General features: G+C 57.2%; 21 protein-coding genes. 17 read left to right on the top strand and 4 right to left on the bottom strand.

Annotation, left to right across the window (positions count from 1 at the left end; genetic code table 11):
• Positions 1 to 54: 54 nt before the first annotated feature.
• Entirely contained in the window at positions 55 to 1,254 is a 1,200-nt protein-coding gene (tyrS, locus tag HZU72_RS02005) for a tyrosine--tRNA ligase (RefSeq protein ID WP_180090153.1), read from the bottom strand.
• Positions 1,255 to 1,388: 134 nt separating this feature from the next.
• Here tyrS and HZU72_RS02010 point away from each other — a divergent pair, with 134 nt between their 5' ends.
• Positions 1,389 to 2,528 carry an anhydro-N-acetylmuramic acid kinase gene (locus HZU72_RS02010; RefSeq protein WP_180090155.1) on the top strand — a complete coding sequence of 380 codons (1,140 nt, stop codon included), beginning with the start codon at positions 1,389 to 1,391 and terminating at the stop codon, positions 2,526 to 2,528.
• A gap of 65 nt (positions 2,529 to 2,593) precedes the next feature.
• On the opposite strand, the gene HZU72_RS02015 is transcribed toward HZU72_RS02010, so the two are convergent.
• Positions 2,594 to 3,637: a type IV pilus twitching motility protein PilT gene (locus HZU72_RS02015; RefSeq protein ID WP_180090157.1), complete on the bottom strand. Its 1,044-nt coding sequence runs from the start codon at positions 3,635 to 3,637 to the stop codon at positions 2,594 to 2,596.
• Between the two features lie 32 nt (positions 3,638 to 3,669).
• On the opposite strand from HZU72_RS02015, the gene HZU72_RS02020 reads away from it, so the two are divergent.
• The 6 genes from HZU72_RS02020 (at position 3,670) to HZU72_RS02045 (ending at position 8,293) form a co-directional block, all read left to right on the top strand.
• Positions 3,670 to 4,386 (top strand): YggS family pyridoxal phosphate-dependent enzyme, encoded by a 717-nt coding sequence (locus HZU72_RS02020; protein ID WP_180090159.1) that lies wholly within the window; start codon positions 3,670 to 3,672, stop codon positions 4,384 to 4,386.
• Positions 4,387 to 4,441: 55 nt separating this feature from the next.
• The gene (proC, locus tag HZU72_RS02025; protein ID WP_180090161.1) at positions 4,442 to 5,266 is read left to right on the top strand and encodes a pyrroline-5-carboxylate reductase; all 825 of its coding nucleotides are present in this window, start codon (positions 4,442 to 4,444) and stop codon (positions 5,264 to 5,266) included.
• A 55-nt stretch (positions 5,267 to 5,321) separates the two neighbouring features.
• A complete protein-coding gene (locus tag HZU72_RS02030) occupies positions 5,322 to 5,915 on the top strand; it encodes a YggT family protein (protein WP_180090162.1) in 594 nt (197 codons plus the stop codon).
• Positions 5,916 to 5,984: 69 nt separating this feature from the next.
• Positions 5,985 to 7,211 carry a homoserine O-succinyltransferase MetX gene (gene metX, locus HZU72_RS02035; RefSeq protein WP_180090164.1) on the top strand — a complete coding sequence of 409 codons (1,227 nt, stop codon included), beginning with the start codon at positions 5,985 to 5,987 and terminating at the stop codon, positions 7,209 to 7,211.
• Positions 7,211 to 7,804, top strand: coding sequence for a methionine biosynthesis protein MetW (gene metW, locus HZU72_RS02040; RefSeq protein WP_041159454.1), 594 nt, complete (start codon positions 7,211 to 7,213; stop codon positions 7,802 to 7,804). Before metX ends, metW begins: the two co-directional genes overlap by 1 nt.
• A 39-nt stretch (positions 7,805 to 7,843) precedes the next feature.
• Positions 7,844 to 8,293: a DUF4426 domain-containing protein gene (locus HZU72_RS02045; protein ID WP_180090166.1), complete on the top strand. Its 450-nt coding sequence runs from the start codon at positions 7,844 to 7,846 to the stop codon at positions 8,291 to 8,293.
• Positions 8,294 to 8,490: 197 nt separating this feature from the next.
• Here HZU72_RS02045 and sfsA read toward each other — a convergent pair whose 3' ends face one another.
• Together sfsA and HZU72_RS02055 are read right to left on the bottom strand one after the other, a co-directional pair.
• Positions 8,491 to 9,219: a DNA/RNA nuclease SfsA gene (sfsA, locus tag HZU72_RS02050; protein ID WP_180090168.1), complete on the bottom strand. Its 729-nt coding sequence runs from the start codon at positions 9,217 to 9,219 to the stop codon at positions 8,491 to 8,493.
• Positions 9,219 to 10,379 carry an aminotransferase class I/II-fold pyridoxal phosphate-dependent enzyme gene (locus HZU72_RS02055; RefSeq protein WP_180090170.1) on the bottom strand — a complete coding sequence of 387 codons (1,161 nt, stop codon included), beginning with the start codon at positions 10,377 to 10,379 and terminating at the stop codon, positions 9,219 to 9,221. The genes sfsA and HZU72_RS02055 overlap by 1 nt, the downstream gene beginning before the upstream one ends.
• A gap of 215 nt (positions 10,380 to 10,594) precedes the next feature.
• On the opposite strand from HZU72_RS02055, the gene dksA reads away from it, so the two are divergent.
• The 10 genes from dksA to panD all read left to right on the top strand — a co-directional run bounded on the left by dksA (position 10,595) and on the right by panD (position 21,622).
• Positions 10,595 to 11,032 (top strand): RNA polymerase-binding protein DksA, encoded by a 438-nt coding sequence (gene dksA, locus HZU72_RS02060; RefSeq protein ID WP_007111809.1) that lies wholly within the window; start codon positions 10,595 to 10,597, stop codon positions 11,030 to 11,032.
• Positions 11,033 to 11,133: 101 nt separating this feature from the next.
• Positions 11,134 to 12,045, top strand: coding sequence for a tRNA glutamyl-Q(34) synthetase GluQRS (gluQRS, locus tag HZU72_RS02065; RefSeq protein WP_180090172.1), 912 nt, complete (start codon positions 11,134 to 11,136; stop codon positions 12,043 to 12,045).
• A gap of 1 nt (position 12,046) precedes the next feature.
• Entirely contained in the window at positions 12,047 to 12,223 is a 177-nt protein-coding gene (locus HZU72_RS02070; protein ID WP_007111811.1) for a hypothetical protein, read from the top strand.
• Positions 12,213 to 15,167: an ATP-binding protein gene (locus tag HZU72_RS02075; RefSeq protein ID WP_180090174.1), complete on the top strand. Its 2,955-nt coding sequence runs from the start codon at positions 12,213 to 12,215 to the stop codon at positions 15,165 to 15,167. Before HZU72_RS02070 ends, HZU72_RS02075 begins: the two co-directional genes overlap by 11 nt.
• Entirely contained in the window at positions 15,145 to 16,533 is a 1,389-nt protein-coding gene (locus tag HZU72_RS02080) for a sigma-54-dependent transcriptional regulator (RefSeq protein ID WP_180090176.1), read from the top strand. The genes HZU72_RS02075 and HZU72_RS02080 overlap by 23 nt, the downstream gene beginning before the upstream one ends.
• A 922-nt stretch (positions 16,534 to 17,455) precedes the next feature.
• Positions 17,456 to 18,838 carry a polynucleotide adenylyltransferase PcnB gene (gene pcnB, locus HZU72_RS02085; protein WP_180090178.1) on the top strand — a complete coding sequence of 461 codons (1,383 nt, stop codon included), beginning with the start codon at positions 17,456 to 17,458 and terminating at the stop codon, positions 18,836 to 18,838.
• Positions 18,838 to 19,338, top strand: coding sequence for a 2-amino-4-hydroxy-6-hydroxymethyldihydropteridine diphosphokinase (gene folK / locus HZU72_RS02090; RefSeq protein WP_180090180.1), 501 nt, complete (start codon positions 18,838 to 18,840; stop codon positions 19,336 to 19,338). Before pcnB ends, folK begins: the two co-directional genes overlap by 1 nt.
• Positions 19,339 to 19,475: 137 nt before the next feature.
• Positions 19,476 to 20,267: a 3-methyl-2-oxobutanoate hydroxymethyltransferase gene (gene panB, locus HZU72_RS02095; RefSeq protein ID WP_180090182.1), complete on the top strand. Its 792-nt coding sequence runs from the start codon at positions 19,476 to 19,478 to the stop codon at positions 20,265 to 20,267.
• 72 nt (positions 20,268 to 20,339) lie between these two features.
• Positions 20,340 to 21,227 (top strand): pantoate--beta-alanine ligase, encoded by an 888-nt coding sequence (gene panC / locus HZU72_RS02100; protein ID WP_180090184.1) that lies wholly within the window; start codon positions 20,340 to 20,342, stop codon positions 21,225 to 21,227.
• Between the two features lie 14 nt (positions 21,228 to 21,241).
• Positions 21,242 to 21,622, top strand: a complete 381-nt coding sequence (gene panD / locus HZU72_RS02105) for an aspartate 1-decarboxylase (protein WP_007111819.1) — start codon at positions 21,242 to 21,244, stop codon at positions 21,620 to 21,622.
• The last annotated feature ends 74 nt before the right edge of the window (positions 21,623 to 21,696 follow it).

Below are 21,696 nucleotides of genomic sequence, written 5' to 3' on the forward strand. Positions count from 1 at the left end.
ACGGGTTCGCTGCCGGGTTGGCAAGGGCTGTGGTGAAAAATAAGCACAGAAAGTTCAAATAAGCGTCACACGGGCGTAACGTTTCTTACCCGCCTGGATAACGTAGCTCTTACCTGTCGCCAGCATGGTGTCTTTGGCAACGACGTCGCCGTCGACTTTAACCCGGCCATTACCGAGCATATCTTTGGCCTGGGCGCTGTTGTTCGCAAGCTCAGCTCGATTGAGCACTGCCGCAATAGGTGCTTGCTCACTACCTTCAAAATCGACCGTGACTTCCGGCAGATCTTCTGGGAGCTCGCCATCAGCCAGCTGATTACCCGCAGACTTGTGCGCATTGGCTGCTGCTTCATCCCCGTGGTAACGAGCAATCAGCTCCCGCGCCAGCTCCATTTTTATATCCCGCGGGTTAGCGCCCTGCTCAACACTCTTCTTAAACGCATCAATCTCTTCGTTCGATTTCAAAGAGAGCAGCTCAAAGTAGCGCCACATCAAGCTATCCGGCATGGAGACCAGCTTGTTGAACATGGAGCCCGGCGCTTCATCGACACCAATGTAGTTGCCCAAGGACTTCGACATCTTCTGCACGCCGTCTAACCCTTCCAACAGCGGCATGGTAATGACCACCTGGGGCTCCTGGCCGAAGTGCTTTTGAATTTCGCGTCCCATCAGCAGGTTGAACTTCTGGTCGGTACCGCCCAGCTCCACGTCCGCCTCAAGCGCTACCGAGTCGTAACCTTGTACCAGCGGGTAGAGAAATTCGTGGATAGCAATGGATTGATTGGCTTTATAGCGCTTTTCAAAGTCATCCCGCTCCAGCATACGGGCAACGGTGCTTTGAGCAGCCAGCTCAATCATTTTGGCAGCGGAGAGCTCGCCAAACCATTCGGCGTTAAAACGTACCTCGGTCTTTTCAGGGTCGAGAATTTTAAACACTTGCTCTTTATAGGTTTCGGCGTTGACTTTCACATCCTCTTCGGTGAGCGGTTTGCGCGTCACGTTCTTACCGGTAGGGTCACCAATACGCCCGGTAAAGTCACCGATCAAAAAGATAACCGTGTGCCCCAAATCCTGAAACTGGCGCATTTTGGTCAGCAACACGCTGTGCCCCAGGTGCAAGTCAGGGGCCGTGGGATCAAAACCCGCTTTGATACGCAGTTTGCGGCCTGAAGCCAGCTTCTGTTTTAGCTCATCCTCTACCAGGATTTCATGCGTACCCCGCGACAGCAGCGCTAAAGCCTGATCCACCTCACTCATTGCCTCTCTCCACTATAAAGAACCGCCCTTACCGGGCTCAGGTGATAAATAGCCGACGATGTTACCATGCTCGCTCGCCTTGGTTTAGCTCTCACCCTGGTTTAGTCTCAGCCCAGCTTTGTACGAGTTCGCTTATGAAAACGCCTACCGCTTCGCCGCTTTACTATATTGGCCTGATGTCCGGCACTAGTCTGGACGGGATTGATGCGGCACTTATCGCCATCGAAGGTGATTCGCCGCCGAACCTGTTGGCAACCCATGCCGAACCGATGCCGGACGAGCTTCATCGCCTACTGTTTAAGCTGTGTCATGCAGAGCAGGTGAGTTTTGCGCAGCTCGCAGCAGCGGAACACGCGTTCTGCCAATGCCAGGCCCAAGCCGTGCAACACTTATTAGCGCCACTTTCAGTGGGCGTAGAACAGATCAGTGCCATCGGCAGCCACGGCCAAACTATCGAACACGCCCCTGCAGGCCACGACAGCGGCCCAGGCTATACCTTACAGTTGGACAATCCCAGCCTGTTGGCAGAACTCACCGGCTGCACGGTAGTGGCCGATTTCCGTCGCCGCGACTTAGCCGCTGGAGGTCAAGCCGCACCACTGGCACCGGCCTTTCATCAGGCACTATTTGGACGAGCAGACGCACATCAGCTGGTGCTTAATCTAGGCGGCTTCGCCAATCTCACCTGGCTCTCTAGCCAGTCGAGCGATCCAGTGATCGGTTTCGACACCGGGCCGGCGAATGTTTTATTGGATGGCTGGTTTGCCTTGCACCAGGGCGGCCGCTTTGACCAGAACGGCGATTGGGCCGCGAGCGGCAAGGTAGATGAAACGCTATTGGTTCGGTTGTTATCAGAACCATTTTTCCAGCAGCCGCCGCCGAGAAGCACGGGGCGAGAGCTATTTCATCTAGATTGGCTACAACAACATCTCAGCGGCCAGGAAACCGCCACCGATGTGCAGGCAACGCTGGCCGAACTCACGGCGGTCAGTGTCGCCCAGGGCATTGAGCAACTGCGGATCGATAACGGCCCGCTCACACTGATCACCGCTGGTGGTGGCGCCCACAACACCTATTTGATGCAGCGCCTTGCCTATCACCTGCCTCTCGCCACGCTCACTTCACCCGTGGCGTACGGCTGGCCTGAAGACTGGATAGAAGCCGGCGCCTTTGCCTGGCTGGCTCACCAGCGTCTTCACCACTTGCCTGGCAACTTGCCCTCGGTCACCGGCGCGCAGGGCCCCCGGGTATTGGGCGGTATTTATGCCCCCTAATACTCATTGTTTGAATACGTCCCTAGACCTCAAAGAAAAGCAGTGGGTATGTCACAAGGCTTAAATTATTCAGCTTTTGCGGCGAGAACACCTTTAGCCTGAGCCTGGGCTTCCTCTGTGCTTACAACGCCCTCATTGACTAACCGAGACAGCGCGGCATCCAGGGTTTGCATACCCAGGCTGCCACCGGTTTGAATAGCTGAGTACATCTGCGCCACTTTGTCTTCGCGGATCAAGTTGCGCACTGCAGAAGTGGCAATGAGGATTTCGTGGGCCGCTACACGCCCGCCGCCCTGACGTTTAAGCAGCGATTGCGACACCACTGCCTGGAGCGATTCCGACAGCATGGAGCGCACCATGGCTTTCTCTTCGCTGGGAAAAACATCGATGATCCGGTCGATTGTCTTGACGGCAGAGGTGGTATGCAGCGTTCCCAGCACCAGATGGCCGGTTTCAGCAGCGGTCAGTGCTAAGCGGATAGTCTCCAGATCACGCAGCTCGCCGACCAGAATCACATCCGGGTCTTCACGCAGCACGCTACGCAACGCATCGGCAAAACTATGGGTGTCGCGATGCACTTCGCGTTGGTTAATCAAACAGCGCTTGCTAACGTGGACAAACTCGACGGGGTCTTCAATGGTGAGAATGTGCTCGTAACGATGATCGTTAATGTAATCGATCATGGCGGCCAGCGTGGTGCTTTTGCCCGACCCCGTTGGCCCAGTCACCAGCACCAGGCCCCGCGGTAACATCGCCAGGCGCTCGAACACCTCACCGAGCCCCAGGGTTTGTATGGAAAGTACTTGATTGGGAATGGTGCGAAACACCGCCCCCGCCCCGCGAGCTTGAGTAAAGGCGTTAACACGAAAGCGGGCGATCCCCGGCACTTCAAAGGAAAAATCAATTTCAAGGTGCTCTTCGTAGTCGCGCCGCTGACGATCATTCATGATGGCGTAGATCAATCTGCGCACATCGTTATTATCGATAGCGGGCACATTGAGCCGACGAATATCGCCATCAACACGTATCATGGGCGGCAAACCGGCCGAAAGGTGCAAGTCAGAGGCATTCTGCTTTGCCGAGAATGCTAGCAGTTCGGTAATATCCATCTCTCTTCCCAGCTGCGGTAAGGTGCTTGAGTATGACAGACATCGCGCTTAACGAGTCACTCGGCCATTCATACGCTCAGGCGCTTGAACGCCTGCATAATGCATTAGAAAACGCGGGGCGCGCCCAGGGTGCAGCCAAGCTACTGGCCGTCAGCAAAACCAAGCCTGCGGCGATGATTCGTCAGGTTTGGCAGTTGGGTCAGCGTGAATTTGGTGAAAACTATTTGCAAGAAGCGCTGGAAAAGCAGGCCGAACTTACTGATCTTGACGGCATTGTATGGCATTTCATTGGCCCCCTGCAGTCCAACAAAACCCGCTCTGTGGCCGAGCACTTTGACTGGGTACACAGCGTCGATCGGCTAAAAATTGCCAAACGCCTTAACGAGCAGCGCCCAACGCACCTTGCGCCGCTCAATATCTGCCTGCAGATTAATATCAGCCGAGAAGAGAGCAAAGCTGGTGTGCTGCCCGAGGAGTTAGAGGAATTGGCCAGGGAAGTCGCCACACTGCCTAATTTGCATCTGCGCGGTTTAATGGCGATCCCCGCTCCAACAGAGGATATAAGTGCTCAGCGCCAGCCTTTGGCAGCACTACGCGAAGCTTTTACCGCCTTACAAAGCAGCTTGCCAGACGCGCCCCTTGATACGCTCTCGATGGGCATGAGCGACGATTTAGAAGCGGCGGTGCTGGAAGGCGCCACGCTGGTGCGTTTGGGCACTGCAATTTTCGGCGCTCGCCCATCGGCTTAGACGAAAAGTAGCCCACTTTTTTACGTAGAACACTTTTACTTAAGGGACACCTACCATGGCGAATAAGATTACCTTCATTGGGGCCGGCAATATGGCCAGCGCCATTATCGGCGGCCTAATCGACAGCGGCGTTGCGCCTTCCACGATTACCGCCACCGCGCCGAATGACAGCGAACTGACATCGATTAAACAACGCTTAGGCATCAATACAGACACCGACAACAATGCGGCGGTGGCTGAGGCCGATGTGGTGGTACTCGCGGTGAAGCCGCAAATCATGCGCAACGTATGCGAAGCGTTGCGCGACAGCGTTCAGCGCCAGCAGCCGTTGGTTATCTCGATTGCTGCAGGCCTGGATGTCGGCACGATCGACCAGTGGCTAGGCGGCCAGAATGCTATGGTACGCTGCATGCCCAATACGCCCTCGTTGGTCGGTTATGGCGCCAGCGGCCTCTACGCCAATGCCAACGTCAGCGATGCCCAGCGTGACGTGGCCACCCAGTTAATGGAAGCGGTGGGCATTGTGGAGTGGGTGGAAGAAGAAGCCCTGTTAGACGCAGTCACCGCTGTTTCTGGCAGTGCCCCGGCCTACTTCTTTCTGATGTTCGAAGCCATGGAAGAAGCCGCGGTTAAACTCGGCCTACCTGCCGCCACCGCGCGCCGCCTGGCTATTCAAACCGCGCTGGGTGCCGCCGCCATGGCACAGCAGAGCGATAAAGACCCGGCCACACTGAAACAGAACGTTATGTCGCCGGGCGGCACCACCGAACGTGCCATTCAACATATGGAAGAGGCACAATTGCGCACCACGATTGCCGACGCCATGCAGGCCTGCGCTGACCGTGCCCAGGCAATGGCCAAGGAACTAAGCGGCAGCTAATGCAGCCATTTGGCTAACACAGCCTAAGCTACCGGATCATCAAGGAGACATAATAATGGGCAATGAATTGGGCAGTGCAGGGTTAATGCTGGTAAATACCCTCATCAATATTTACCTCTTTTTACTCATGCTGCGCTTCCTGCTGCAAGCGTCGCGGGCGGATTACTACAATCCGTTAAGCCAATCGGTGGTCAAAATCACCCAGCCGGTAGTGGGGCTATTCCAAGGCTTTTTAGGCCCGGTGGCTGGCCGCTTCGACCTCGCCACCTTAGCAGCAGGCTTTGTATTGAAAGTGGTTAGCATCATCGCCATTTTTATGGTGATTGGCGTTGGCATGCCGCCTATTGCTGGACTGCTAATTGCCGGTGTGGCCGCCTTGGCGAATGCGATTTTAAAAATCTACTTCTTCGCCCTGATTGTGATGATTATTTTGAGCTGGGTAGCACCCAACGCCAGCCATCCAGGTGCGCTGCTGGTTATGCAGTTGGTGGAGCCGATTATGGCCCCGGTACGCAAAGTGATTCCTTCGTTGGGCATGATCGACCTATCACCTATCGTAGTGTTTATCGCCATTAACCTGATCGATGGTTTGGTGGTCGGTTCCTTGATTCGTGCGGCGGGCATTTCAGGCGCGCTGGTCGGGCTGTGATGGTGACTGCCATCCCCGTATTCCAGGATCTACTTCAGTCGCACCCTTTCAGCAGGACTAGCACCTTCAATGCCTGACTCAGATACGCTTGCATTTACAGACCGACCGGCGGGCTCCGTCGGCGTGGTCACCCCGCACGTGGCACGCTTCGATACGCCGCTCGCTCTCGCCTGCGGCAAAGTGCTGCCTGCCTACGAGCTGATTTATGAAACCTACGGCACATTGAATTTTGATCGCAGCAACGCGGTACTGATTTGCCACGCGCTCTCGGGTCACCACCACGCCGCGGGCTATCACAGCGAAGAAGACCGCAAGCCCGGCTGGTGGGATGCCCATATTGGCCCCGGCAAAGCGATCGACACCAACCGCTTTTTTGTTGTGTCGCTTAATAACCTGGGGGGCTGCCATGGCAGCACCGGGCCGGTCAGTCATAACCCCGACACCGGTCGACAATGGGGGCCTGAGTTCCCCATGGTCACGGTGAGCGATTGGGTAGCTAGCCAGGCGCGGCTTGCCGACCACCTGGGAATTGAGCGCTGGGCCGCCGCGGTGGGCGGCAGCCTGGGGGGCATGCAGGTTATGCAATGGACAATGACCTACCCGGAACGGGTGGCTAATGCGGTGGTGATTGCCGCCACGCCACGGCTCTCGGCGCAAAATATCGCTTTCAACGAAGTGGCTCGCCAGGCGATTCGCTCTGACCCGGAGTTTTTTGACGGCTGGTATGCCGAGCACGACACCGTACCCAAACGCGGGCTTAAGCTCGCGCGCATGGTGGGCCATATCACCTATCTGTCCGAAGACGCCATGGGCAGCAAGTTTGGCCGCGATTTGCGTAGCGACGACCTTAACTTCGGCTTTGACGTTGAGTTCCAGGTGGAGTCCTACTTGCGCTATCAGGGCGATACCTTCTCCACCGCCTTTGATGCCAATACTTACCTGCTGATGACCAAAGCGCTGGACTACTTTGACCCTTCCGCGACCCAAGGGGGCGACTTAGCCAAAGCCCTGGCCCCAGCGCAATGTCCGTTTTTGATTGTTAGCTTTACCACCGATTGGCGCTTTCCACCCTCGCGCTCCCGCGAGCTGGTCGATGCGCTCATTCGCGCGGGCAAAGCGGTTAGCTACGCCAACATCGACTCGCCCCATGGGCACGATGCTTTCTTACTCTCAGAGCCGCGCTACGACGCCATCTTCAGCGCTTTTATGAATCGCGCTGCTGGCGAGCTTAACCTCGCCGAAGCGGGTAAAGATGAAGCAAGCGAGGATGCAACGAGCTCAGAGGAGACGCCATGATGCGCGCCGATCTTGAACTGATTTATGACTGGGTGCCCGAAGGGGCGCACGTGCTCGACCTCGCCTGTGGCGACGGCGAGCTGCTGGAGACCCTGGCGAACAATAAAGGCGTGACCGGCTATGGTTTAGAGATCGACCACGATGGCATTAATGCCTGCGTTGCCCGTGGCGTCAGTGTGATTGAGCACAACCTGGATGACGGTTTAAGCAGCTTCTGCGATAACAGTTATGACCAAGTAATCATGACCCAGGCGCTGCAAGCGTTGCGCCGTCCGGACAGGATGCTCGATGAAATGCTGCGTGTCGCCGAAGAGGGCATCATTACTTTCCCCAACTTCGCCTACTGGCGTCACCGTGTTCATTTGGGTCTGCGCGGCTATATGCCGGTATCCAAATCGCTGCCCCACGCCTGGTACGACACGCCCAACATCCATCTCTCTACGTTCAACGACTTTGAGCATCTGTGCCGCGAGAAGGGCTTGATGATTGTCGATCGCGCGGTGGGCGTAGGGGATCATCAAGGCCACTGGAAATCGCGGCTATGGCCCAATCTATTTGGTGAAATTGCCATTTTCCGTGTTCGCCGCCGCTAGATATTCATCGCGTTTAAACTCAACCCGAGGAGCCACGCCATGTTACGCAGATTAATGATGAGTGCCGCCCTTGTCGGCACGCTCTTCGCCGCCGCTGGGGCCCACGCTGAGCAGTTCGTCAGCGTGGGCGAATACGAGATTCACTACAGCGCGGTGAACAGCAGCTTTTTGACCCCGGAAGTGGCCCAAGCGAACAACCTCCAGCGCAGTGCCAACCGCGGTCTGGTTAATGTAAGCGTTCGCGAGCGCCAGGAGGATGGCAGTACCCGCCCCGTTAACGCCAGCGTACAGGGCCATGTTAGCGGCTTGACGGGCGCCCAGGAGTCGCTCAGCTTTCGCACCGTGCACGACGGCGATGCCACCTACCATCTGGCGCCTTTTACCCTACGCGACGATGAGAACATGCGCTTTGAGCTAAGCGTGCGCTACGACCGCAACGCCGCCCCCGAACCGGTGAACTTTATTCAGCGTTTTTATATTGATCGCTAAGTCGTACCTAGAAACATATAAATTAGCATCCAAAGCGCCGAGGGTTGGTGTAAGCAAGGGTCTTTCGCCATGGCCGGAAAATGTTCCCAACAATTCCGGCATTTCCGCCATCCATGGCGGTCAGATGGCGAAAGTAGCGCCCAGGGAAGGGTTCACAGCGCCCTTGCGCCACCTGCCCTCGGCAAGCTCATGCCACTCTAAAGCCGTACAGGCAGACTGCGGGTTAGCCGCACCTCCGTTGGGCGCTCTTGCTCCCGCACCACCTCAATACCATAGGCCAGCACTTCCACCCCGCTGGCCGAGGCCTCTGCTAGGGCTGCCGCATAAGTCGCGTCGATATGGGCTGCGGCGGCCACATCGGCAATACCTTCGTGGGCGACACAAAACAGCAGCACCGCCCGTTCTCCCTGCTCTGCCAGCACTCGCAGCGAATGCAGATGCTTGGTACCACGCACGCTCACCGAGTCCGGAAAGTAGCCGTGGCCGTCCTGCTCTTTGAGGGTGACCTGCTTCACCTCGATATACGCCCGCCCCCGCTCTGGGTCGTCCAGCCTAAAATCGAGGCGAGCATCGGCCACTTTCACCTCCCGGCGCAGAGTGGCGTAGCCTGCCAAGGGTGCCAAAGCACCCGCCTCCAGCGCCGCTTCCACGATGCGGTTAGCGCGGCCGGTATGCACCGAGGCGAGCGCCACCTGCCCACCGGCTTGCGGCAGCTCGATAAACTCCCACGTCCAGGCAAGCTTGCGCTTGGGGTTATCACTGGGTGACAACCACACTCGGCACCCTGGCACGTTCACCGCCTTCATTGAGCCGGTATTGGGGCAGTGGGCAACTACTTCGCGACCATCATCCAAACGCACATCGGCGAGAAAGCGCTTATAACGCTTGATCAGCGTGCCCGGTACCAACGCCGGATAGACTAGCATCACAGCCTACCCACAAAGCGTGCAATCCGCGCCACTGCCTCTTCCAGACGGGCCACATCATTGGTAAACGCAATGCGCACATGGTGTTCGCCGCCACGTACGGCAAAATCAATACCCGGGGTAATGGCCACGTTTTCTTCCTGCAGCAGGCGCTCGCAGAAGGCCTGGCTATCGCGGCTGTAGTGGGAGATATCCAGCCACACATAAAACGCCCCCTGGGGCGGGAGATCCGGCGCCAGCCCCAAGCTTGCCAAACCTTTCAATAACACCTGACGGCGCTCTTTCAGGGTTGCACGGCGCTGTTCAAGAACACCCCGACACTCGGGCGTAAACGCCGCCAGGGCGGCATGCTGCGACGGCGTCGGCGCGGCCAGAAACATGTTCTGCGCCAGCCGCGTTAATGGCTCCACTGCATGCTCTGGCGCCACCAGCCAGCCCAGGCGCCAGCCGGTCATGCCAAAATATTTTGAAAAGCTGTTGACCACAAAGGCGTTGGCGGAGAGCGAAGTCGCTGAGAGCGGCGCATCGTCGTAGTTGAGGCCCTGGTAGATCTCATCGACGATGACCTCGCCTTCGCGCTCAGCGACCGCTGCCAGCACTGCAGAGAGCTGTTGCGCGCTCAACGTGTGGCCGGTAGGGTTAGAGGGCGACGCCAACATCGCCAGGCTTGTGTCCTCACGCCAATGCTGGGCGACCAGGGCAGCGTCCAACTGCCAGCCACTATCTCGCCCCACGGATACCGCATCGATCTCAGCGCCAGCTAGCGCCATAAAGTGACGATTGCAGGGATAGTTAGGGTCAGCCATCAGAACCCGCGAGCCGCTTTCGACTAATAACTGGCTCGCCAGCAGCAGTGCCCCCGACGCTCCTGGGGTTACCAAAATGCGCGCAGAATCAACCGTAGCGTTAAAGTGCTCTGCATAGTGCCCGGCGATCGCCTCGCGCAGCGCGGGGAGCCCAGCCGCTGGGGTATAGCGGGTATGGCCACGGGCCAACGCCTGCTGCCCGGCAGCGATAATCGGCTCGGGGGTAGCAAAATCCGGCTCGCCTACTTCCAGGTGAATCACATCGTGGCCGGCGACTTCCCGCGCCTGGGCCATTTCCAGCAAATGCATGACCCGAAAAGGGGCAACGTGATCGACACGCGAATTCCAGGCCATAACGGCTCCTTCATCTAATCATTTTTGAAACTGGACAAATATTGAAAAACTAACTAAAACATGGCGCTAGTCATATTCAAGGCCAAACAATCGTCGAAAGCTCACCATTATGCTTGCAACCCAGTCATTTTTCAGCTAAACAAGCATCCCTTTGGCGTGAGATCGTGACAATCGCTCATGGTCGATCAGTAGTCACATATGTAAGGGGCAGTCCCATGCCAGTAGCAGAAAAGAAACCGGAAGCGTCCAAGTCCTTCACTCCGTATGAGCCAGCGCCGGGTGAAGAGTATATGAACGAGCAGCAGCTAGCGCACTTCCGTCAGCTGCTGCTGGATTGGAAACAGGATCTCATGGAAGAGGTGGATCGTACCGTACGCCACCTGCAGGAAGATGCGAACAACTACGCCGACCCCGCCGACCGTGCGACCCAGGAAGAGGGCTTTAGCCTGGAACTGCGTACCCGGGATCGTGAGCGTAAGCTGCTCAAGAAAATTAACGAGACGCTAGATAACATCGATGATGATGATTATGGCTTCTGCGAAGCCTGCGGCGTTGAAATCGGCATTCGTCGTTTAGAAGCTCGTCCCACCGCTACCCTCTGTGTGGATTGCAAAACCCTGGCGGAACTCAAAGAGAAACAGCTAGGCGGCTGAGCACTAAAAGACCGTGCTACTCGAACGCGGGCACCTTAGGGTGCCCGTTTTTGTGAATGGCTTTTTGTGAATAATCAGCCCCTTTCAACAACGACGCTACTATGAATGATTTTGCTCGCTACCGCGGTCGCTTTGCTCCTACGCCCTCTGGCCCGCTGCACTTTGGCTCTTTGGTCGCCGCCTTAGGCAGCTATTTAGATGCCCGCGCGGCCGATGGGCAGTGGCTGGTACGCATTGAAGATATCGACCCACCGCGCTGCCCTGAAGGCGCGGCGAGCACTATCCTTCGCCAGTTGGAAACCTTCGGCCTGGAGTGGGACGAAGCGGTAATGTGGCAGCACACCCGCGGCGATGCTTACCAACAGGCGCTTGACCAACTTGTCCAACTCGGCCTTGCCTACCCCTGCAGCTGTTCGCGCAAGCAGTGGCAGACGTTTGATATCTACCCCGGCTGGTGCCGCGATGGCGTTTGCGATGCGAATAAACCGGTGGCCTGGCGGCTGCGCAGCGACCGTGGCGAGCGCCCTATCCGCTGGCAAGACCGGCTGTTCGGCGAGCAGCAGTTTGACCCGGCTGAACTAGGCGATGTGGTATTAAAGCGCAAAGATTACCTCTGGGCGTATCAGCTCGCCGTGGTAGTGGATGACGCCGAGCAGCAGATTACCGATGTGGTACGCGGGCTCGATTTGCTCGATAACACCCCTTGGCAGCGCCAATTGCAGAACGCGCTTCAGCTACCGCAGCCGCGTTACCTGCATTTGCCACTCATTGTGACCGCTGAAGGGCAAAAGCTCTCCAAGCAAAACCTGGCCCCGGCCCTGGCAGAAGACGAGCAGAAAGTGCGCTTCCAGCTCTTTCAGGCGCTGGAAGCGCTTGATCAAGCGCCGCCACAAGAACTTGCCTCAGAGCCCCCCGCGACTCAGCTACACTGGGCGGTAGAGAACTGGTCGTTGGCACGGTTAAGCCCAACGGCACACCGTTTAAATCCCTCTTCACCTCCAGTAGGAGATTGATATGTATGTCTATCGCATCATGCTGTTTTTGGTGTTTGGCGGCTACCTGCTCTCTCCGCTACTGATGAATGGCTGGAGCGACCCTGAGGCCGCCTGGTACCGGCCGTTTGCGATTTGGGGTGGGTTGATTGCGTTAACCCTCTGGCTGGAGCAAAAGAGGAAGCTTGATGAACGTTGAGGTGCACGTTGAGATAGTCGGCGTCCTACTTCTTGGGCTGGGCTACCTGGCACTGCTGTTTGGCTGCGGTTTTGCGGTAGAGCGCGGCTGGGTGCCGGTACGTATTACCCGCCACCCGATTGTTTACACCCTTGCCCTGGGTGTTTATGCCAGCGCCTGGGCGATTTACGGCAGCGTGGAAATGGCTGCCCACGCGGGGTTTGGCTTCCTCGCCTACTACCTGGGCGCAGCGGGCGCCTTCTTGCTCGCCCCTGTGCTACTGGTACCCATCCAGCGCATTACCCGCACCTATCAACTAACGTCATTGGCGGATCTGTTTGCCTTTCGCTTTCGCTCTCGTTGGGCGGGTACGCTGGTCACCATCGTCAGTCTACTGGCGGTGCTGCCGCTGCTCGGCATTCAAGTCCAAACCCTGAGCGAAGCCATCAATATCATCACCGCCAGCCAAGCAGGAGGTAGCGTTGCGCTACTTTTTTGCGCCGTAATTGCCGCCTTTGCAGTCATTTTCGGTGCGCGCCACAGCCAGTCTCACGGCCGCCACGACACTCTGCTTAGCGCCATTGCGTTTGAATCCATTGTTAAACTGTTGGCCATGCTGGGGCTCGGCGTGGTGGCGCTATGGATGGTGTTTGACGGCCCAGGCGACCTGCAGCTGTGGCTGGAGGGCCCTGGCGCTATTCTTCAACAACAGACACCCAAACTTGACCCGGCCCAGTGGCGAACCCTCCTGCTGCTGTTTTTTGCGGCGGCGTTTATGATGCCGCATCTGTTTCATATCAGTTTTTCAGAAAGTCTATCGCGGCATACCCTGCTACAAGCGAGCTGGGCGCTGCCGCTTTTCCTGCTCTTAATGGCGCTACCTGTGCCGTTGATTTGGTGGGCCGCGCAGTCGGTCAGTCCCGACATACCCATCGCCGCCTATGCCGCCTACCTAATGACCGAACACTGGTGGGTAGGGGCACTGGCGTTTATCGGCGGGCTAGCCGCCGCCAGCGGCACCATGATTATGATTGCGCTAGCGCTTTCCGGCATGGTGCTTAATCATATTGTACTGGTAGCGAGGCCCCCGGAAGCGCGCAGTGATCTCTACGGCTGGCTGCTGTGGCTGCGCCGTGGGCTAGTGGTCGCTGTAATTATCAGCGGCTGGGTGTTTTACCAGTGGGTAGGGCGCCATCATGGGCTCATCGGTTTGGGATTAGCCGCGTTTGTGGGGATGGCCCAGTGCCTGCCTGGCATGCTGGCGCTGCTCTACTGGCCGGGCGCTAATCGTAAAGGCATGATTATTGGCCTCATCGCAGGCATCGGCGTATGGCTATGGGGGCTATGGCTGCCGCTCATGCTCTCGCTACCGGCGCTGCCCTTTACCCCGCTTACCGACACTGGTGCGCCGGTTTGGTACAACGTCACGCTGCTCTCGTTAGCGGTCAATATCCTGCTGTTGATTGTGATATCGCTGTTTACGCGTATTTCTGAAGGTGAGCAGTCCGCCGCGGAAGCGTGCTCCGTCGATGCAGTTATCCGCTCCAAACGTTTCCCACTGGAAGCCGCCACGGCGAGCGATTTTTCTACTCACTTAGCCCACGCCCTCGGCGATGAGGCGGCTAGCCGTGAAGTGAAGCGGGCATTGCAAGCACTCAACTTAACGCCCCAGGAGCGCCGTCCCTACGCGCTGCGTCGATTACGTGACCGTATTCAGGCCAATCTCTCGGGCCTAATGGGCCCATCGGTGGCGCGGGATATTGTTGATCGCTATCTACCCTACCGCCATGACGACGCCCCTGAAACCGACGATATTCATTTTGTCGAGAGCCGCTTGGAAGCCTACCGATCACGCCTGACTGGGTTAGCCCGTGAACTCGACGGTTTGCGCCGCCATCATCGCCAAACCCTGGCCTATTTACCGGTGGGGCTGTGTGTTTTGGGCGATGATGATGAGCTGCTAATGTGGAATCAGGCGCTCTCTCAACTCTCGGGCATTAGCGGTGAAAGCGTGATCGGTTCACGCCGCGACAGCCTGCCTGCCCCCTGGCCCAGCCTACTCGGCGGCGTGCTGGAAACCACATCAACACCGCTCTACAAACAGGCGGTCACGCTGCACGGTAAAGACTATTTTTTGACCCTGCACAAAGCGATTCTCAGCGGTAGTGACAGCCGTGGCGGCAGCGTTATTTTGATTGAGGACCATACCGAAATGAAATGGTTGGAAGATGAGTTGGTGCATGCAGCGCGCCTTGCCTCTATCGGCCAGTTAGCCGCTGGGGTCGCCCACGAAATTGGCAACCCAATTACCGGCATCTCGTCGCTGGCGCAAAATCTACGCTACGACACTAACGACCCCACCCTGCTAGAAGCCGCCGACCAAATCCAGCAGTTGACCCAACGGGTCACCAAAATCGTTAACTCACTGGTTGGCTTTGCCCATGGGGGACGCCAATCGGTACCGCTCCCTGCCTCACCTGTGGCACTTGCATCAATTAGTGAAGATGCGCTGCACTTGATCCACCTCGCCCGCTCGGGAGAGGATGTTACCTTAACCAATGAAACGCCTGACGACGTGGTGGTGCGCGGCGATGCCCAGCGATTAACGCAAGTGATGGTCAACCTGCTGAGCAATGCGCGGGATGCCTGCGGCCAAGGGGGAGAGGTTCACATGACCGCAGGGCGCCACGAGCAGCTTGTCTGGTGGCGGATAACCGATAACGGTCAGGGCATCGACCCACGAGTGCGCGAGCACCTATTCGAGCCCTTTACCACCACCAAACCCGCCGGCGAGGGCACCGGTCTGGGCCTTTCATTGGCCTACCAGATTATCAATGAGCACCAGGGTAAAATAGACGTGGCTTCGCCACCCCCGGGACAGCCTCGCGGCACGGCCATTACGTTATGGCTGCCGCTTTACCAACAGGATGATCAGCCAACCCATGCCCAGGATTCTGATTGTTGAAGATGAAGCGATTATTCGCAGCGCGCTAAAGCGCCTTCTGGAACGCCACGACTATACGGTCAGCGAAGCAGGCAGCGCTGAGGAGGCCAGCCAGCTTGAACTCGCAGGGTTCGACCTCATCATCAGCGACCTGCGTCTGCCGGGCGAACCGGGCACCTCGCTGATCACCGCCGCGGCCCCCGTGCCGGTATTGATCATGACCAGCTACGCCAGCATGCGCTCTGCGGTGGAAGCGCTCAAACAGGGGGCCGTGGACTACGTTGCCAAGCCCTTTGACCATGCGGAGCTATTGGAGACCGTTGAGCGGATCCTGCACAAGCAGTCGATGCAGCAGAGTCCGCCCCCGGCTATCACCGATGCAGGCGGCAGCCGACAAACCATGATCGGCAACTGCGTTGCCATGCAGCAGGTCTACACCCGCATTAGTAAAACCGCCCCCGCCGATGTCACCGTATTGATTCTTGGCGAGTCAGGTACCGGCAAGGAGCTGGTGGCACGCGCCATTCACCAGCAGAGCAAGCGCGCCAAGGCACCGTTGATCTGCGTCAACTGCGCGGCGATTCCTGAAACGCTGATCGAATCAGAGCTGTTTGGCCATGAGAAAGGCGCTTTTACCGGCGCCAGCGCTGCGCGCACTGGGTTAGTCGAAGCCGCTGATGGCGGTACGCTATTTTTGGATGAGATTGGTGAACTACCGCTGGATGCCCAGGCGCGCCTGCTACGCGTTCTCCAAGAGGGTGAAATCCGTAAAATTGGTTCGGTAGAAACCCGTCACGTTAATGTCCGCCTGATTGCGGCCACCCATCGTGACCTGCGAGCGCTGTCAAAAACCGGTGAGTTCCGCCTTGACCTTTACTACCGGCTGAACGTGATGCAGATCGAACTGCCGCCGCTGCGCGAGCGCGAGGATGATGTGCTTGAGATCGCCGACATTCTGCTCGACAAGGCGTGTAAACGCCACGAACGCACGGGCCTGCGTTTGTCCCGCGCAGCCCGCCAGGATCTGCGCGACTACCCTTGGCCGGGTAACGTTCGCGAGCTGGAGAATGCCCTTGAGCGCGGAGTGATTCTTGCCGAGGGGCATCTGATCCACCCGGATGATCTAGGCCTGGCGCCAGCCCCACCTCGTCCCCATGCACCTCTCGCTAACTCCTCCGCTAGCAGTGGTCACGGGGATAAAAACGCTGAAGAGAATGAAGATGATCTCTCTTTAGAAGATTATTTTCAGCACTTTGTGCTCGAGCACCAAGATCAAATGAGTGAAACCGAATTGGCACAAAAACTGGGCATTAGCCGTAAAAACCTTTGGGAGCGACGTCAGAGGCTTGGCATACCGCGCAAAAAAACCGCCCGGCGCCCAGGTTAAGCACCTGGGCATTGCTATCCACTCACGCTTCCACCCTACGACTATCGTCTAATATGCTGATTTAAATAAGAAATATTCTGCCTTTCACTACCCAGGCACTGTTACCTTCCCACACAACGCCGCGCACAAACGAACGCGAAAAGGGTAACACTTCTCGCGCCGTAAAGTTCCGCAACGACTTTAAAAACGCCAACCTTCTGAAATTTATAATTTATTAAATAGGTGGCACAGGGCCTGCAGTATTACTGGGTAAGAAAAACAAACTGGGCATAGCGGTAGGTCACCAACAAAAACAATATGACCTTGACCCAACCTGAGCCACAACAAAAACAACAAGGCCAGGTAGAGATAACGGTACTAACAAGAACAACAGGCTCGAATCTCATTACTTGCTTGCGCAGGCAACACAGGCGCAGCGAACAACAACAAAAGTTAGCAAGTGGCCCGAAAGGACGCGACGTACAACGTGACTTGGCATCCTAACAACAACAATAGCTGTCAGTGTGTACACCCCGGCGCTAATAATAATTCCCCGGGGGGAGAAAAGTTCGCGGTTGGATTATTGTTTTGAATACGAGGCGGTCGGAACCATCGTGATCCTTACGCCTACCGACTGCGGTGCGTATTCAGGGCGATGTGCCATCATGAAGAAAAATAGCAGCACGGACGCTGATTAATTGCTTGATAGGGGAGGCTCTTTTAGCCTCCCCTTTCCGTGTTTGAAATCTGGGTTTAAAACCTGTGTTAGCCCCCGCCAGCGTCAAGTGCTTTGCAAGCCGCTACTTTGCAAGCCGCTCTTTGCAAGCCATGAAGGGTCGGCTACACTCAGCCATTCGTGGTTTATGTACAGTACTCGTTTGACGTGTTTTCTAACGACTATTTTTACGACCATTTTTCGTACCCTGCGAGTTGAAATCGTCGCATGTTTAAAGGATTTACCCGTTTCCTACACAGCCCGGGGGAGCAATTGAAAACCTTGCTTGATCCCCAAGAGAGCACCACCAGCGCCCTCACTCCGCGCAACATACCACGCTCCGAGCACCCTGTTTCTCGCCAGCATATTAGCGATGCCGCGTTAAAAGTGCTTTATCGCCTTAGCGGGGCTGGTTTCGACGCCTATTTGGTGGGCGGCTGCATTCGTGATGCGCTGCTTGGCAAGATGCCCAAAGATTTTGATGTCGCCACCAACGCCACTCCAGAGCAGGTTCGCGATCTATTTCGGAACTCACGCCTGATCGGCCGCCGTTTTCGGATTGTCCATGTGCGCTTTGGCCGCGAGGTCATTGAGGTCACCACCTTCCGTGGCAAACCCCAAGACGAGCATGGCGACCACATTGCCCACCAGTCCGATGAAGGGTTACTGCTGCGCGACAATGTATGGGGCAACATTGAAGAGGACGCGCTGCGGCGCGACTTCACCGTTAATGCGCTCTACTACAATATCGCCGACTTCAGCATCACCGATTTTGCCAATGGTGCCGAGGACATTAAGACCCGCACGCTGCGCCTGATTGGCGACCCGGCGACACGCTATCGTGAAGACCCGGTACGGATGCTGCGGGCGGTGCGTTTTGCGGCTAAGCTGGACTTCACACTAGACCCGGCCACCGAAGCGCCGATGTACGATCAGGCGCCGCTGCTGCTGCAGATTCCCCCAGCGCGGCTATTCGATGAAGTGCTCAAGCTGTTTATGTCGGGCCACGGCTTGGTCACCTTCCGGCTGCTTAGCCACTACGGCCTATTCGGCATGCTGTTCCCCGAGGCCGAAGAAGCCATGGCCGATGCTGCCTGGGCCGAAGAGCTGATTGAGCAGGCGCTGACCAATACCGATAAACGCATTGCCGAAGATCGCCCCGTCACCCCGGCCTTTCTGCTGGCTGCGTTTTTATGGGCACCGGTCAAACATCGTCAGGAAGCGCTGGAACAAGAAGGCATGCCGCCTATTCCCGCGCTTCAAGCAGCCGCTCAACAGGTGGTATCCCGTCAGCTAGAGTTCACATCGATTCCCAAGCGCTTTGGCATCCCGATGCGGGAAATTTGGGAATTACAGCAGCGCCTACCCCAGCGGCGCGGTAAAAAAGCCTTTCAAACCCGCGAACATGCGCGTTTCAGAGCTGGCTATGACCTGCTGCTGCTGCGCGAACAGGCGGGCGAGATACCGAGTGGTTTAGGCGAATGGTGGACGGCGTTTCAACGCGGCGATGAGCACGAACAGCGTCGCCTGCTGCAAAAAGTTGGCGGCGACCCCGCCAGCCAGGGCGACCGCCGTCGCAAACGGCGCCGTAAGCCGAGCGCGCCAGAGTAGTGGGTGCTCCTCCCCAGCTCGCCTACATCGGCTTGGGTAGTAATCTAGAGTCGCCTATCGAGCAGGTTCGCGAGGCCTTCAACGAGCTGGCAATGCTACCGCTAAGTCGATTGGTGGCAGCATCATCGCTTTACGCCAGCCGCCCGGTGGGGCCGCAGGATCAGCCGGACTTTATCAACGCGGTGGCAGCGCTGGAGACCCGGCTCTCGCCGCTGGCGCTACTCGACCAGCTTCAGGCGTTAGAGCAGCTGCATCGCCGCCGCCGCCAGCACCACTGGGGGCCCCGAACGCTCGACCTTGACCTGCTGCTCTACGCTAATGAGCACATCAACTCGCCGCGTTTACGCGTACCGCACCCGCAAATGACTGCCCGGGCCTTTGTACTGCTCCCCCTCACAGAGATCGCCCCCTCTCTAGACCTTTTCCAACAGCCGCTATCCACATGGCTTGAGCAAGTTGAGAACCAAGGCTTGGAACGCTTATCTAACGCTACCATTTGACACAAATCTCGACACCGACACCCCATTCAGGTAACAATTGCCGGTTACTCCACTTCGCGTATGCAGGGATGCAGCAGCATCAATAATGGTCGGCTGCCTATGTCGCATCGGCCTCACGTAAAACATGAGAGCACGCCATGAAAACCGTCACCCTAAGCACGCTGCAGGCCTATAAGCAGGCTGGCGAGACATTCAGTTGCCTAACCGCTTACGACGCCTCCTTTGCCCATGCGGCAAGCCAAGCAGGCATTGATGTCCTGCTCGTCGGTGATTCGCTGGGCATGGTGCTACAGGGTCATAACAGCACTCTGCCCGTCACCATTGAAGACATCGTTTACCACACCCGCTGCGCGGCGCGTGGTAAAGGCCATAGCCTGTTGATGGTGGATTTACCCTTTATGAGCAACGCCACCACCGAGCGCCTGCTGGAAGATGCCGGTGCCGTGATGCGCGCGGGGGCGGAGCTGGTCAAACTGGAAGGCGAAGCGTGGATGGCCGATGGCATTCGTGAACTCACCCGCCGCGGCGTACCGGTATGTGCCCACCTGGGCTTAACCCCACAAACCGTGCATCAGCTAGGTGGCTATAGAGTGCAAGGACGCGACGCCGCTCACGCTGAGCGCATCATTCATGACGCAAAAGTACTTGTCGAGGCGGGCGCCTCGGTGGTTCTGCTTGAGTGCGTCCCTGCCAGCCTGGGCAAAGCGGTCACCGAAGCGCTGGATGTACCGGTGATAGGCATTGGCGCAGGGCCGGATACCGATGGCCAGATTCTGGTAATGCACGATGTGCTCGGCATCACCCATGGCCGCACACCCCGCTTTGTAAAAAACTTTATGGCTGAGGCTGATAGCATTCAAGCAGCTTTCCAGGCCTACCATGAAGCGGTCAAAACCCGCGCCTTCCCGGCTCAAGAGCACTGTTTTTAAGAGCTGTTTTTAACAGCCGCTTTTAAGACAGCTCGACTATCGACCATTTTTTGTTATTGACGCGAAACGACTATGCGCACTTTGCGAGACATTGATCAGCTACGCAGCACGCTGCGAGATTACCGCCAACGCGGCCAGCGTATTGCCCTGGTGCCCACCATGGGCAACCTACATGCCGGGCACCTAGCGCTGGTCGCCTGCGCGCGCCAGCACGCCGATATCGTGGTCGCAAGCCTGTTTGTCAATCCGATGCAGTTTGGCCCAGGCGAAGATTTAGACGGCTACCCGCGTACCTTTGATGCCGATCAAGCGCAGCTTATCGAGGCTGGCTGCGACGTGCTGTTCGCCCCGACGGTGAGCTCGCTCTACCCCAACGGCTTGGACGCCCAGACCCGCGTGCATGTGCCTGTGGTGGGTGAGGGTCTGTGTGGCGGCTCACGCCCCGGCCATTTTGACGGTGTCTCCACCGTGGTTAGCATGCTGTTTAATTTGGTGCAGCCCGACGTCGCCTGCTTTGGGGAGAAGGATTACCAACAGCTTGCGGTGATTCGTAAGCTGGTGTGCGACCTGCACATGCCGATTGAGATTATCGGCGTGCCCATCGTGCGCGCAGAAGATGGCCTGGCACTGTCATCACGCAATGGCTATTTAAGTAGCGAGGAGCGTGCAATCGCCCCTGCGCTTTATCGCACGCTGTGTACGCTTCGCGATGCGCTAGAGCGCGGAGAACCTATCGAAAAGGTACTACACCAGGGCAACACCGCGCTGTATGATGCGGGCTTTACGCTGGACTATTTGGAACTGCGCGATGTCACGCTAGGCCCCATTAACCTAGCGACCCGCCATGCGGTAATGCTGGCCGCCGCCAAGCTGGGCCCGGCGCGATTAATCGATAACCTCACTGTTCAACTCCCGGCCAGCGCTGCCACTACTGGCAGAGAAGAAACAAACAACGGGTAAAAATAGGAACTCACATGCATACCATCATGCTCAAAGCCAAGCTGCACATGGCACGCGTCACTCACGCGGTACTCAACTACGAAGGCTCCTGCGCCATCGACGGCGACCTGCTGGATATGGCGGGTATTCGTGAAAATGAGCAGATCCAGATTTACAACGTCGAGAATGGCGAACGCTTCACCACTTACGCCATTCGCGGTGAGGAAGGCTCCAAGCTCATTTCGATCAACGGCGCTGCGGCCCACCTCGCCGCCCCTGGCCACCGGATCATTATCTGCAGCTACGCCCACTACTCCGAAGCCGAACTGGAAAACCACCAGCCTGCGCTGGTGTATCTCCAGGAAGGCAACCACGTCAGCCACACCAGCAATATTATTCCGGTGCAGTTGGCATAGCCTTAGCGCTTCTAACGCTTTCTCCTGACGGGCCACATGTTGGCTCGTTTTTATTTGCCTATAAATGCGTATTG

The organism is Vreelandella sedimenti (genome assembly GCF_013416325.1).
GTDB classification, from domain to species: Bacteria; Pseudomonadota; Gammaproteobacteria; order Pseudomonadales; family Halomonadaceae; genus Vreelandella; species Vreelandella sedimenti.